The sequence below is a fragment of the Chitinophaga rhizophila genome (assembly GCF_019492185.1).
GTDB lineage: Bacteria > Bacteroidota > Bacteroidia > Chitinophagales > Chitinophagaceae > Chitinophaga > Chitinophaga rhizophila.
On the sequence record NZ_JAICCF010000001.1, the window covers coordinates 2330617 to 2345695 of the forward strand.

The following is a 15079-nucleotide window of genomic DNA, read 5'->3' on the forward strand; positions in this document are numbered from 1 at the left end:
TTGGAGGCTTTAGCGACTGGCATTATGACTTCATGCGTTCGTCTGCCAGTTGTTGCAGCAAGATAGCAAAATCTTTATCATTTGGAGGCATCAGAAACGTCTTATGATCACCATTCACATCATGTACATGGATACCGGCTTTGGCATAGGGTTTCCATCCAAGGTAGATGGGGTCATCCAGGTAATACAGCCTGGTACCTACCCGGAACAGGTCAATAATACAGGCGTCGGATGGTTGCATATAATATTTGCGGTAGGCAGCTTCATATTTCTCATTGATCCTATCTTCTGCCCTGTCAGATTCGGGGGTTTGCTGCAAGCCAACATATACTGCCAGTTCATTGTATTTCCTGACGAAGTACGCCTGTTGATAACTAATCGTCTCCTTCGGATGACGGAACAACGATCCTGTAATGAACAGGAATTTAGGAAACTGCCTTTTTACCTTGCTGACGTACTTGGGTACTCCTGTTTCAAAGTGACCTTTATTGTAGGCGTAGGTATCAAACATAGCCAGCAGCTTTACAGTCTTTCCCATGGCCTGCAGCTGCCTGGCCATTTCAAATGCGACCACCCCTCCATAGGAATATCCAGCCAGGGCGTAGCCGTCAGTAAACCCTTTTTCCAGTAATGCAGCAATGTATTCCGCGGCCATATCTTCCAGTGTTTCAAAGGGCTTATCCACACCGTTAAGTCCGCGGGGCTGGAAACCATATATTGGCTGGTCGGCATCCATATTCCGGGCGATGTTGTTGAACAGCAGCACGTTCATGTCAAGACCATTGACAATAAAAATGGGTGGTTTATTACCGGTGGGTTTGACGGGAACCAGCAAATCCCAGGAGATAGCCTGATCATCCAACAGCATTTCCCTGGATAGCTTTTCGATGGTATTTTCAGTGAACAGGCTGGCAAGTGGAAGACGTTTGCCTGTTTCCCGCTCAATACGGGCCATTATCTGCATGGCGACTATAGATGTACCCCCCAGCTCAAAGAAGTCGTCTTTGATGCCTATTTTCTTCACCTGGAGGCATTCCTCCCATATACCAGCTACCAGCTTCTCCTGTTCCGTACGGGGGGCCACATAGACCCTATTGGCTTTTTCTAGCTCAATACCCATGGCTTCCAATGCATTACGATCTACTTTTCCATTGGGTGATAAGGGAAACCTGGGTAACAGCACAAAATTACTTGGCACCATATACTCAGGCAGATAATCTCTCAATGCATGTTGCCAGTCTGCGAAATTAACAGGATCGTTGCCTTCCATAACTACATAGGCGACCAGTCGTTCATCTTTCGGGAGCACAACAACGTCTTTGATTCCCGGCTGTTTACCGAGAGCATGTTCTACCTCGCCAAGTTCAATGCGGTAACCTCTGATTTTTACCTGGTGATCCATTCGTCCCAGGCATTGAATTTCATCCCCATTTACAATCCTGCCCAGATCGCCTGTTTTGTACATCCTGGCACCGGGAACGGTAGAAAAGGGATCATCCATGAAACGTTCCGCATTTAGTTCCGGTCTGTTAAGGTAACCAGGACCTACGCCTGCTCCGCCGATAAATATCTCTCCCACAGTACCGTCAGGCAGAGGCTTTAACTGGCTGTCCAGGATGTAGGCCACCATGTTTTCTATCGGCCGGCCAACGGTGATCACTTCATCATCCAGATGTATCTGCTTGAGTGTGGCCCATACGGTAGTCTCAGTAGGACCGTACATATTCCACAGACTATCACATTTTTCCAGCAGTCGCTCTGCCAGCTTTTTGGACAGGGCTTCTCCTCCGATTAGTGCTTTCAGAGGGAGTTTTCCTTCCCAGGCAGACTCCAGCATCATGCGCCAGGTGGCAGGCGTTGCCTGCATAACAGTAACACCTCGTTGGCGAACTATCTCCATGAGTTGCCGTGTATCTCTGGATGTTTGTACATCAGTTAAAATAATCTCAGCACCTGCCAGCAAAGGGAGGTATAATTCCAGTCCGGAGATATCGAAAGAGATAGTAGTCAGGGCAAGAACGCGGTCGTTTTCGTCCAGTCCGGGCGCTTTGAGCATACCGATCAGGAAGTTAACCAGTCCAAGCTGCGTAATCTGTACACCTTTGGGCTGGCCGGTTGACCCGGAAGTATATAAAACATACACTACATCGTCCATACTGATGGGCACATCAGGAGGCGTTACCGCATATTGGGGAGCCTGCCGGAGGATGTCTTCCATTAATATGACCCGGGCGTCAGTCGTGAATTGTCCGCTATATTTCTCTGAAGTGATGAGATAACCTGCGCCGGCATCTTTGAGCATAAATTCAATTCTTGCTTTCGGATATTCCGGGTCTAACGGCAAATAAGTTGCGCCGGCTTTTACAATAGCCAGCAGGCAATACACCATTTCCGGCGAGCGGTCAACAGCCAATCCGACAATAGCTCCTTTACGGATGCCATAGTCAGCGAGCAGGCGGGCGAATTGATTGGCAGAATTATTTAATTTATGATATGTTATTACGTGATCCCTGAAGCGTAGCACTGGCTTATCGGGTTGGAGGAGCGCTTTTTCATGGATAAGTTCCTGCAGGGAACGTAGGTCCGATAAAGATAAAAGGCGATTGTCCGATGGGGGTATGGGATTCCGTTCATTTGTTGCTTGTCTTTCCGACATAGATTCCCTGGTATAATTGTAATATGCTGATTATATCTCTTAAAACAACGGAATATTGAATTGGTTTAGTATAAGATGAAAATATACTTAGGTAAGCAGCCTTCCGACTGATCCATTAATTTTTATCATATATAAGGTGGATGTGCCTAATTACATACCTGAGAGTACGGCACAAATGCTGAACATGGCCTGCTGAAAACCATCATCAGGCAGATGTTACCCGGTATTACTTTGGACAATTAAGCGGAGGAGGGGCATTGTTAATTAGCGTTTCTGTCCTTGAGAATAGAATAAGACTGCTGAACTTGGACTGGTTTAGACAAATGATACCTGGTAGTACTTTTAATGAATCAGTGAAGGGTATGCATTGTTAATTAGCATTTCTGTACTTGAGAATAAAGTGCAATCGCTAAACATGGCCTGTTTTAGACAAATGTTATCCGGTAGTACTTTGGACGAACAATAGAAGGAGGTGCATTATTGGTTGGCGTTTCTATACTTGAGAATAGTATACGACCGCTGAACTTGGCCCGTTTGAGACAAACTTTATCCGGTAGTAATTTTGACGAATAAGCGAAGGATATGCATTATTGGTTAGCGTTTTTATACTCGATAATAAAGTACAATCGCTGACCATGGCCTGGTTTAGACGAACGTTATCCGGTAGTACTTTTGAAGAATAAGCGAAGGATGTGCATTATTGGTTAGCATTTCTATACTTGAGAATAGAATACGACCGCTGAACTTGGCCTGGTGTAGGCAAATGTTATCCGGTAGTACTTTTGAAGAATAAGCGAAAGATGTGCATTATTGGTTAGCGTTTTTATACTTAAGAATAAAATACGACCGCTGAACTTGGCCGGGCTTAAATAACCATGGGGCAGATGCTATTTGGTAGTACTGTGGACGAACAAGGGACGAACAAGCGACGAACAAGCGACGAACAAGAGGTGGACTTGATCAATGTAGGACCTGTCCCTTTCGATTAACTGCTGGATAACAAGATAAAAATTACTGATTTATAAGGCACAATATGTAACAGTCCATATTGACTAGTTGGTGGAGCTGTGGAGAAAATCATAGTTGTTCTGAGGTTATACAAAGATAACCCTAATTGTTTACTCGTACACAATCCAAGCAGTTTACATTATCGTGTCGCAACACTCGCTGTTCTTTTACCTGTGGTGGACTCCGGATAGTCGGTTCTTGGTGTACATCAATATTCAAGGTAATATTTGCAGCCTGCCGCACCGCCTTGATCTTTTGCCTACGGTGAAATTCAGATTGTCGGTTCCTGGTATACATCAATTGCCGAAGTGATATTAGCAGCATGCCACATTATCCTGTACATCATTTTCGGGATACACAGAGTTTCTGGAGGAGGCGATCGACCCCAGGCAATATAAGCGCCCTCTTCTGGAGATAGTGGTAATACTTATCATAAGGCCTATACGGGCATTGCCATCTGTTATAGTTTTTTTTGACAGCGCAGCTGACCAATTGGTATTATCCCTAGTAGTGGCCAGGCAAATGCCGAGGTCTCTCCACCAGCTCAATTCTTCTTCAAAGAGGAATGCAGAGTGGAGAAGTAACCGGATGGCATAGTAGGTTAAGTTACTGCTTATCCCGGTTTGTCATCCCGCAGCTGTTGGTAATCCGCCAAGGTATAATGCTAGTTATTATACAGCACTATTTTCCGATACAGAACTTGCTGAATATGAAATCCAGCTGATCTTCATTGGTAATTTGTCCGGTTATTTCACCCAGGTAATGAAGGCATCTGCGGATATCCAGGGATAGCAGGTCTCCTGGTAACTGATTATCCAGTCCGGCTCTGACATCCTGTAAAGCTTTGAGGACTTCCTGCAAAGCGGTATAATGCCGTGCGTTGGTAACAATTGTATCTTCTGTATTCACGTCGCCGCTCATTACTTTCTGTACCAGGCGGTCTTTTAATTCCTGTATATGTTCATGCTGCTTGGCAGAGATAAAAAGGATGTCTTTTATGGGTGCAAACTTCTCCTGCATAACAGGTAGTCCAAGAACATCTGTTTTGTTACCAATCAGCAGGTAGTTGATTCCTTCTTTATCGAATGTTTCTACCTGGGTTCGCAGTTCCTCTAGTGAAGTCTGATTTGTATCAAACATATAAAGGACTACACCGGCTTCCCGGATCTTCTCCATGGTTTTCTGCACCCCGATACTCTCGATGACATCTGCACTTTCACGAATACCTGCCGTATCAATAAGACGGAATAATACTCCCTGGATATTGAGCACTTCTTCAATGGTATCGCGTGTAGTACCCGCAATATCACTTACGATAGCCCTATTCTCATTCAGGAGCGTGTTGAGCAGGGTAGATTTACCTGCATTTGGCTTACCAACAATAGCAGTGTTAACACCATTTTTGATGACATTACCCATTCGGAAAGATTCTACGAGATGAGTCACTACGCCGTTAGCTTCATTGATAAGTTTGTATAATTGAGTACGATCGGCAAATTCTACGTCTTCCTGACTGAAGTCTAGTTCTAGTTCTATCAGAGCGGAGAAGCTGATCAGTTGTTCTCTGAGCGCATATAGCTCTTTGGAGAAGCCGCCTCTCATTTGTTGCATGGCCGTCTGGTGACTGGCTGCCGAGTTACTAGCGATGAGGTCAGCCACAGATTCCGCCTGTGTAAGATCCAGTTTGCCATTGAGGAAAGCACGCATGGTGTACTCTCCTGGCTTGGCCATTCTGGCGCCGGCGTTGATACATGCATCAATGATCTGTTGCTGTATATAAGGAGATCCGTGGCAGGAGATTTCCACGATGTCTTCTCCGGTGTAAGAGCGGGGTGCCTTATAGAGGCTGACTACGACTTCATCAATCGTACGTCCTCTGTCTATAATAGATCCGAAGTGTAGTGTGTGTCCTGGCTGTTTATGCAGGTCTTTCGCAGGAAAGAGGGTATTACAGATGTCAATTGCATTTGTTCCATTGAGGCGGATCACCGCAATTGCGCCTATACCTGGTGCGGTCGCCAATGCTACTATTGTTTCGTCGTATCCTGTAAGATTATTCCCTAGCATAATTATTCACAATTCAGGCAGCAATATACCAATAAATAGAAAAACCCGGTCTCAGCAAAGCCGGGACCGGGTTTTAGATAAATATCCTTAGATCTGCTACTCTTGCAAAGTAAAGCGGATTGGCAGGTTGAACTGTACAGATACCTGACGGCCGTTCTGTTTACCAGCTTTCCATTTAGGCATTATTTTTACCACACGGATTGCTTCTTCTTCCAGACCGCCACCTTTCGCAGCACCTACAGTTTTCACATCTTTGATGTTACCGTCTGAGTCAACTACGAACTGTACGAACACAGTACCAGAGATCGCATTTTCCTGCGCAACGCGAGGATAACGGATGTTTTTGCTCAGGAACTTAGCCAGCGCTTCTTCACCACCAGGGAAGGTAGGAGGCTGTTCTACGAATGTAAAGATCTCTTCTTTTGGAGGAGGAGGAGGAGCTTCTACCACACCTGTACCTTTACTGTCTTCCAGCAATCCCGGATCTATACCGTTAGGATCACCTTCTACAGTTTTAGTACTGATCGCCTTATTCTCAATTTCCTTGATTTTAGGCGGTACTTCATCTTCCGGTACTTCTTCATCCTTCTTGATTACAGGAGGAGTGAACTGTACGGATGGCTTCACCGGTGGTGGTGGAGCTGGTGGTGGTGGAGGCGGAGGTGGAGTTTTCGGATCATCCGGAATCTTCACATCCTCCATCTTAATCTGTTCTATAACGGGTTTCTTATCAGGATTTTCCCGTTCTAATTTGTTGATATAATTACTGATACCATAACCTGCGATAACAACAAGCATCAGTGCTGCGCTACCGATAACGGCGTTGCGCACCCTTTTGTCGTATTGTCGTCTGAGGTCATAAGCCCCATATTCCTTATTCCTGTTCTCAAACAGGATATCCAGAAAATCGGACTTTAAGACTTTAGCGGAATCCATTGTTTAAATTTTAAGGATGGATACAAAGATTGTTTCTAAATTACTTGGAGCCACCTCCTCCACCGTTAGCTGTTTCAGTCTGTTGTATCCAGGTTTTATCCTGGTCACTGATGTCAACTGTAGCATAACGTTGAATACGATTAATGGCCATTTCGTCCAGAATGTCAACGAAATCCTTGTATGTAGCGTTATCATCTGCTTTAATGATTATCACCACATCTTCAGGCTCTCCCTTTGAGTTCCTTAACTGAGCAACCTCATCACGCTTTTTAATAATTACATCTCTGATGCCGCCGGTATTAGCAAAGCTAGTTGCTTTGAAAAAGTCAGGATTTGCCGAAGCATTCGGGTCCTGTGCCAGACCTTCGTAATAGTATACGCGGTCCTTTTGTCCGAGCAGTATAGTGAGTGCAGTACTTTCTTTTACCTTGTTCTGCTCTTTTTCATCCTTAGTATCCTTCGGCATGATCAAGTCCATTGTTTTGGGCTTACTCATAGTCGTAGTCAACATGAAGAATGTTATCAGCAGGAAGCCGAGATCCACCATTGGAGTCATGTCTACGCGCGTAGACTGCTTCTTGGATTTCGTACCCTGGTGTTTACCTTTCCCACCACTACTGCTGGTATCCATTTCTGCCATAGTAGCTCTTTTTTTTAGTTTTCAATAGCAACTCAGTGCCGCAGCGCTGCCTGCCGTTTGCTTGAAATCTGTTTATTCTTCGGATTTACCTTCGGCACGTGCCAGAGCTGCTGCAGATCCTGCAGGAGCAGCTTCAAGGTTAGTAACCAGGTTCAGCTTCTGAATCTTTTTCTCCTTGAAGGTATCCAGTATTTCCTTGATTTTAGGATATGGAGTACCATTGTCGGCTTTAATGCAGTACTGCAGTCTTGGGTTTCCACCCTGTGCAGATCTTGCATATTCGATCCATACAGCTACTTCATTATTGGCAGAATCAGAAGGAATACCTTTTTCAAGGCCTGCTTTCTTACGCTCTTCTGGTTTCATTTCGAGGTAAGTCTTCAGACTTTTGATGTCGGTACCTACACTGGAGCCAACGACAAAGTTGTTTTTCTCTGTCTCAGTCAGACCGAGCTTAAACTGTTGATCCAGATCATTGATCAGCTGTTGCCTTTTAGGCTGGCCGTCCATGCTGAAAAATATTCTACCGTCTTTATCAACTGTCAGCATGATCACATCAGAATCCGGCAGCAGTTTAGTATTGATGGAAGACGGAGTAACCACAGTTACCGGCTCATCCGGCTTAAATTTGGTTGCCAGCATGAAGAAAGTGAGCAGCAAGAAAGCCACATCACACATCGCGGTCATGTCAACCAACGTGCTCTTCCTGGGCATTTTAACTTTAGGCATCTTTACTCCTTTTTTAGTTTACTTTATATAGATTCAAAACTGCGCGTTTTCCACACAAATAATTAAAAATTATTTGTGGTTAGCTGCGAAGCTCTGAGTCAAAGTGAAACCAGACTCGTCGATTGCATAAGTAATGCCGTCGATATTTGTAGTAAAGAAGTTATACATGATGATTGCGATAGCGGAAGTACCGATACCCAGAGCGGTATTGATCAACGCCTCAGAGATACCCAATGCCAGTTTAGCAGAATCTGGAGCACCACCAGCAGACATCGCGGAGAAGGATTTGATCATACCCAATACTGTACCGAACAGACCAAGCAGGGTTGCTACTGAAGCGATAGTAGAAAGGAACACCAGGTTCTTTTCCATCATTGGCAGTTCCAGAGCTGTAGTTTCTTCGATCTCGTTTTTGATTGTCAGGATCTTCTGTTCTGTGTCCAGCTCAGTGTTGGTGATCATTTCTTTGTACTTTTTCAGACCTGCTTTCAACACGTTACCTACAGAACCTTTCTGTTTGTCGCACTCAGCCAGAGCTGCGTCTACGTTTTTGTTAGCCAGGTGGAACTGAACTCTTCTTACCAGATCAGCGCCGCTGAACTTACCTTTAGCTTTGTTGATATAAAGGAAACGCTCAATTACGAAAGTTACACAGATTAATAGTACAGAAATAAGAATAGGTACGATAACCCCACCCTGATAAACTGTTGCGAACCATTTTCCGATACCATCTTCAACTGGATGAGCGTTCGGACCTTTTACACCGCCCTGGAAGTTAGCGTCATTACCTAATACAAAAATGTAGAAGAGAACACCTATAACAATACAGATAGGTACAGCCAGCATTGCAAATACGTTGGATGACTTCTTAGGTTGATGAGAAGATGCTTTGGCAGAACCTGCAGTCACAGTTGTTTTAGTCTCAGCCATGTTGATTGAATTTTAGTGTTAAAGATTAAACTATTGTTTTTTGTTATTTCTGCAATATAAATACGTGATTCGCAAAGTTATACGGTTGACCCAAAAAAACAAGTGCAGCTCTTAAAATCTCACAAAATTTAACGCTACCACCGAAAGCCGCCAGCAGGCAGCCTTACAATCTCCTGTTTTATTGAGCATACACTTAAATGTCAATTGCAACCTACATCAAAGAAATGGGTTATACCCCTTATGATAACTATCCCTTGGAACCTGAAATTTATTGATTTTTTTCAAAGTTGGACGCACAATTTAAGAAATTTTTTAAATGTTCCAACAGAAATTTTCAGCCATATTTTTCTCCCCTTATCCGCTACCATCCACACTTTGCGTCTTTTTCGCTTTCCCTTGTAGTCATTATAACGCCACACAATTACAGCAGATTACATATTCGTTTCACTGTTTTAAACGTGGAATGAAATCTTCATTGCCCGCTGAAAAACCTTTATATTATTGACATGGCATTAGTTCATTCACTCTGTAATATAAGCATAAAAGATACCATATCAATAAATTTATTCATAACGCTGTCTCCATATTAATGGTGTAACGATATCTCTGCTCCCTTCCCCTATCTCCATTCCTGTAATATTTTAAGCGTTCATGGAATTACCCGATAAGTTACTGCTTAATATGTGTATTTTCAAGATTACCCTGCCAAATTCTAAATAAACCGACCTTTTTTAATAAACGCAAATGAAGAAACATTCAATCCGTACCATCGCCACAACAGCAGGTACGCTACTGTTGGTACTGAGTATCAACACTATGTCGATAGCACAAAAGCGAAAGAAGACCCAACAGGAACCCGTTCCCGCTAAAGATTCGACTGTACGTCCACCTATGCTGGCTAAAAATGGCCCTAAAACAGCGCCCAAGAAGTTTGGGGAAGTAATCACATCCGCTGCTGTAGCAGACTCTGGTCTATTTAACATCTACAAACAGGATGATAAAGTCTTCTTTGAAATAGCTGATTCACTATTAGGTCGAGATATCCTGGTAGTAAATCGTATCTCCAAATCAGCCGCGGGTTTACGTGCTGCTATGATTGGTTATAGTGGTGATGAAATCGGCGAAAATGTCATCCGGTTTGAAAAAGGACCTAATAACCGCATCTTCCTTAAGAACATTTCTTACTCAGAAATATCCAGGGATTCCAGCCAGCCAATGTTCCATGCTGTTATGAACTCTAACATACAGCCAATTGCAGCGGCCTTTGACATTAAGGCATTCTCAGATAAGGGAGGTACCGTCATTGATCTGACCGATTATCTCCAGGGCGATAATGACATCTTTTTCTTTGACTCACGCGTCAAATCAATGCTTAAACTAGGGGCGGTACAGCAGGACAAATCCTATATAGTTGATGTTAAATCTTATCCTATCAACACCGAAATAAAGACTGTCAAAACTTATTCAAAATCTGCTGGTCAACCTGGTCCGGGTATGGCTGCATCCGGAGGTAATGCAACTCTGGAATTGAACTCTTCAATGATTTTGCTTCCTGCTGTTCCAATGAAACCAAGATACTTTGACCCTCGCGTAGGCTATTTTACTACATCGGTAACAGACTTCGATCAGGATCCTCAGGGTGTAAAAAGGCTATCCATGGTTACCCGCTGGCGCTTAGAGCCTAAAGCAGAAGATCTCGAAAAATACAAGCGTGGTGAGTTAGTAGAGCCTGTAAAACCAATTATCTTTTACATCGATCCAGCTACACCCAAAAAATGGGTACCGTATCTCATTCAAGGGGTAAATGACTGGCAATCTGCTTTCGAGAAAGCGGGCTTTAAGAATGCTATCGTTGCAAAGGTGGCCCCCACACGCGACCAGGACTCGACCTGGAGTCTCGAAGATGCTCGTTTTTCTGCTATAGTATATAAACCTTCAGATATTCCTAACGCTAGCGGCCCTCATATCCATGACCCTCGTTCCGGTGAGATTATGGAAAGCCACATCAACTGGTATCATAATGTAATGCGCCTGCTCCGTAACTGGTATTTTGTACAGTGTTCTCCAAATGATCCGCGGGCTCGTAAAATGCAGTTTGATGACGCATTAATGGGAGAACTGATCCGGTTTGTATCTTCTCATGAAGTAGGTCATACTCTTGGTCTTCGACATAACTTCGGTTCAAGTTCAACCTACCCTGTAGAGAAACTAAGAGACAAAGCCTGGACAAAGGAAAACGGCTTTGCTGCATCTATTATGGATTATGCCCGTTTTAACTACATTGCGCAAGCAGAAGATGGCATTACTGGCAGCGATCTTTATCCTCGCATAAACTTCTATGATAAATGGGCAATCGAATGGGGGTATAAACTCATCCCAGAATCGACTACTGCTGAATCCGAAAAAGCTATATTGAATAAATGGACTGTTGAGAAACTCAAAGACAAGAAATATTGGTTTGGAACAGAAATGAATCCTGATGATCCAAGATCTCAGAATGAGGATTTGGGTGACAACGCTATGAAAGCGGGCGCTTATGGTATTAAAAATCTTCAGCGCATCATGCCTAATCTACTTAGCTGGACGAAAGAAGATAATGAAGGATATGCCAATCTCACAGAACTATATCGGGAGGTAAATACCCAGTTCGGACGTTACCTTGGTCATGCAGCTAAAAACATAGGCGGTATTTATGAGACCCCTAAAACTGTAGAACAGGAAGGCGGCGTGTATGAAGCTGTTCCAAAAAGCATTCAGCTGGAAGCTGTTCAGTTCCTGAACGACCAAGTGTTTACAACTCCTAAATGGCTACTTGATAAAGATATACTGGCCCGTACTGGTACTAATGCTACTACTATCGTCAGTGCCCGCCAGAACCCGGTATTAGATCGCATACTGAGCACTAATACACTGGTAAAGCTTATTAACACCGAAGCTAATGACGGAGCTGGTAGCTATCAGGCCACTACTTTCCTCAATGATGTTAAAAAGGGTATTTTTAGCGAAGTATATACCAGAAAGAACATAGACGTATTCCGCCGTAATCTTCAGAAGTCTTACGTTGATCATATCATTCAGCTTCTTACGCCTAAAGATCAGCCAAGTATGGGTGGTATGGTTATAATGTTTGGAGCGGCACCTGCTGACCCTACCAAATCAGATGTTAGCAGTATTGCACGTGCACATCTGGTATCTCTGCGTAGTGACATCCGTGCTGCAGCAACTGCAATTCAGGACCCATTGAGCCGTTATCATCTCAATGATCTTTCTGAAAGAATTGGTCAGGCACTTGAGCCCAAATAACTTAACTGTTTATAATTTAACCATAAAGGCCTGGGTATACCTAGGCCTTTATGGTTTCTAAATGATAATATTTAACCCTATGAAAATAATGAGGTTGCTTACTATTAAAGTTGGTCAATATATCGCTATATTTATATACTGAACCTCAAAAATGTGAAAGAACGAAGTACAAAAATTACCATCTACGACATCGCCAAAGTGCTCAACTTATCTGCTTCCACGGTATCAAGAGCTTTACAAAATAATAAACTGATTAACCAGGAAACCAGAGACAAGGTGCGCCAGACAGCCACCGATATGGGCTATGTCCCTAACTGGATCGCCTCCAGTTTGCGTAAGAACCGTTCCAATATTATCGGCCTTATTGTACCTCGTACCTCTATGTACTTTCAAAGTACTGCCATCAGTGGCATACAACATGAAGCACATAAGTATGGATTTAGTATCGTAATAGGTCAGTCTGATGATACTATCGAAATGGAAAAAGAACTGGTTAATACTTTCTTTTCACTTCGGGTAGATGGATTATTGGCTGTGTCTTCTATGTTCACAACTGATTATGAACATTTCACCCCATTCATAAAAAACAATATTCCTCTGGTATTTTATGACCGTGTTCCTGCCGAATTTTCAGGCTATACTATTACGGGAGATGACTTTAAAGGAGGATTTCTTGCTACTGAACATTTAATTAAGCAAGGCTGCACAAGAATCGCTTTATTTTCTGGAATACTCAGTTGTAATCTTTACCAGCAACGTCTGAGCGGCTACAAAGCTGCACTTGACAATTACGCTATCCCTTACGACGAGAAACTGGTATACGTGCACAATCTTACTACGGAAGCTGCTACTACCGCATCAAAAGAATTATTATCAGAGATTGAGAGACCGGACGGATTGTTTGCGGCAAATGACACTTCGGCCGTTGCATTTATCCAGGAAGCCAAACGGCAACATGTCAAAATTCCTGAAGAGATTAAAGTTGTAGGTTATTCCAACGACCAATCTTCCAGAATTATCACCCCTGCGCTTACTACTATAGAGCAATCAGGTTACAAAATGGGACAAAAAGCAGTTGATACGCTTGTTCAGCTGATTAATTATGGTGATACTATGAAGGTTACCAAACATTTTGTATTCCCCGTTGAGCTAATTGAGCGAGAGTCAAGCAGGCAATAAGTAAACGCTTATCCCTATTCTGTCATACGAAATTATTTCCCCGTGGCAGCTATTTCTTATTCCAGCATGCTGTTGATATTGTCTGCGTGTACAGCCATATTTATGTACCTAATATTGTAAACGAGCCTTTGCTTGAAGAAAAATATAATTTAAAGGCAGTATTTCTCCTACCTACTTCCAGGCAGCATTTGCAGTATTTAGAATATCGCTATTATGGCTAATGGGCAATATGTCCATAATTACAATGTTAATATAGACGATTCAGATGGACAGGAATTGTTTATAGATAAAAATACAAGAGGAGGAGTATTGGTATGATGATTTTAGAAAAAGATCATGCAATTAGGAAGTATATAAATAAAAAAAGCTCCTAGACTTACGTCCGGAGCTTTTTTCAATAAATATGGCAGCTACCTACTCTCCCGCATGGTTGTGCAGTACCATCGGCCATAAGGGGCTTAACTTCTCTGTTCGGAATGGGAAGAGGTGAACACCCTTGGCAAAACCACCATAAGATCTTTAATATGATCTTCGTCTTGTCATCAGCACTTTACAGCGATATTCCGATAACAGACTTTACAATAAGTTACATATTGGGAAAGTTATAACAGTAGTCACAAAAAAATAAAATTAAAGCTTACGGGCAATTAGTACTACTCGGCTTCGATGTTACCACCCTTACACCTGTAGCCTATCAACGTCGTAGTCTCCGACGGCCCTTAAAAGTAAACTCATCTTGAGGTAGGTTTCACGCTTAGATGCTTTCAGCGTTTATCCTTTCCGTACATAGCTACTCAGCACTGCACCTGGCGGCACAACTGATACACCAGCGGTACGTACGACCCGGTCCTCTCGTACTAAGGTCATGTCCCCGCAATTTACTAACGATCACAACAGATAGGGACCGAACTGTCTTGCGACGTTCTGAACCCAGTTCACGTGCCACTTTAATCGGCGAACAGCCGAACCCTTGGGACCTTCTCCAGCCCCAGGATGTGACGAACCGACATCGAGGTGCCAAACCTCCCCGTCGATATGAGCTCTTGGGGGAGATCAGCCTGTTATCCCCGGAGTACCTTTTATCCTTTGAGCGATGACCCTTCCATGCAGAATCACCGGATCACTTTAGCCAGCTTTCGCTCCTGCTCGGCTTGTCGGCCTCACAGTCAAGCACCCTTTTACTAATGCGCTCTGCGTACGATTACCAACCGTACTGAGGGTACCTTTGCGAGCCTCCGTTACTTTTTAGGAGGCGACCACCCCAGTCAAACTACCCACCAAACAATGTCCCTCTTACAAGGTTAGACTCTAAACAACAGAAGGTTGGTATTTCAACGTTGACTCCACAACTCCTGGCGAAGCTGCTTCATAGTCTCCCAACTATCCTACACATCTGTTGTTCAAAATCAATGTTAAGTTGTAGTGAAGGTTCACGGGGTCTTTCCGTCCCGTTGCGATTAACCGGCATCTTCACCGATACTACAATTTCACCGAGCTCGTGGTAGAGACAGTGTCCAACTCATTAGACCATTCGTGCAGGTCGGAACTTACCCGACAAGGAATTTCGCTACCTTAGGACCGTTATAGTTACGGCCGCCGTTTACTGGGGCTTCAGTCAGAAGCTTTGGGTT

8 protein-coding genes and 2 rRNA genes are annotated in these 15079 nt (G+C 43.5%); 2 read left to right on the forward strand and 8 right to left on the reverse strand.

From position 1 onward, the window contains the following. Positions 1-22: 22 nt before the first annotated feature. The 6 genes from K1Y79_RS08960 to K1Y79_RS08985 all read right to left on the reverse strand — a co-directional run bounded on the left by K1Y79_RS08960 (position 23) and on the right by K1Y79_RS08985 (position 8966). The gene (locus tag K1Y79_RS08960; protein ID WP_220249637.1) at positions 23-2656 is read right to left on the reverse strand and encodes a non-ribosomal peptide synthetase; all 2634 of its coding nucleotides are present in this window, start codon (positions 2654-2656) and stop codon (positions 23-25) included. Between the two features lie 1689 nt (positions 2657-4345). Continuing rightward, a complete protein-coding gene (mnmE, locus tag K1Y79_RS08965; protein ID WP_220249638.1) occupies positions 4346-5731 on the reverse strand; it encodes a tRNA uridine-5-carboxymethylaminomethyl(34) synthesis GTPase MnmE in 1386 nt (461 codons plus the stop codon). Between the two features lie 96 nt (positions 5732-5827). Further along, positions 5828-6667, reverse strand: coding sequence for an energy transducer TonB (locus K1Y79_RS08970; protein WP_220249639.1), 840 nt, complete (start codon positions 6665-6667; stop codon positions 5828-5830). A gap of 40 nt (positions 6668-6707) precedes the next feature. Then, positions 6708-7307: an ExbD/TolR family protein gene (locus K1Y79_RS08975; protein WP_220249640.1), complete on the reverse strand. Its 600-nt coding sequence runs from the start codon at positions 7305-7307 to the stop codon at positions 6708-6710. A 72-nt stretch (positions 7308-7379) separates the two neighbouring features. Beyond that, positions 7380-8036, reverse strand: coding sequence for an ExbD/TolR family protein (locus K1Y79_RS08980; RefSeq protein WP_220249641.1), 657 nt, complete (start codon positions 8034-8036; stop codon positions 7380-7382). A gap of 69 nt (positions 8037-8105) precedes the next feature. After that, positions 8106-8966, reverse strand: a complete 861-nt coding sequence (locus K1Y79_RS08985; RefSeq protein ID WP_220249642.1) for a MotA/TolQ/ExbB proton channel family protein — start codon at positions 8964-8966, stop codon at positions 8106-8108. A 744-nt stretch (positions 8967-9710) separates the two neighbouring features. Between K1Y79_RS08985 and K1Y79_RS08990 the strand changes: the two genes are divergently transcribed. Continuing rightward, positions 9711-12269, forward strand: coding sequence for a zinc-dependent metalloprotease (locus K1Y79_RS08990; RefSeq protein ID WP_220249643.1), 2559 nt, complete (start codon positions 9711-9713; stop codon positions 12267-12269). A 153-nt stretch (positions 12270-12422) separates the two neighbouring features. Then, positions 12423-13448 carry a LacI family DNA-binding transcriptional regulator gene (locus tag K1Y79_RS08995; RefSeq protein WP_220249644.1) on the forward strand — a complete coding sequence of 342 codons (1026 nt, stop codon included), beginning with the start codon at positions 12423-12425 and terminating at the stop codon, positions 13446-13448. 401 nt (positions 13449-13849) lie between these two features. Here the strand turns inward: K1Y79_RS08995 and rrf are convergent. Continuing rightward, positions 13850-13961: ribosomal RNA gene (rrf, locus tag K1Y79_RS09000) — 5S ribosomal RNA — on the reverse strand. Positions 13962-14074: 113 nt separating this feature from the next. Next, positions 14075-15079, reverse strand: a 23S ribosomal RNA gene (locus K1Y79_RS09005); the annotation flags it as partial.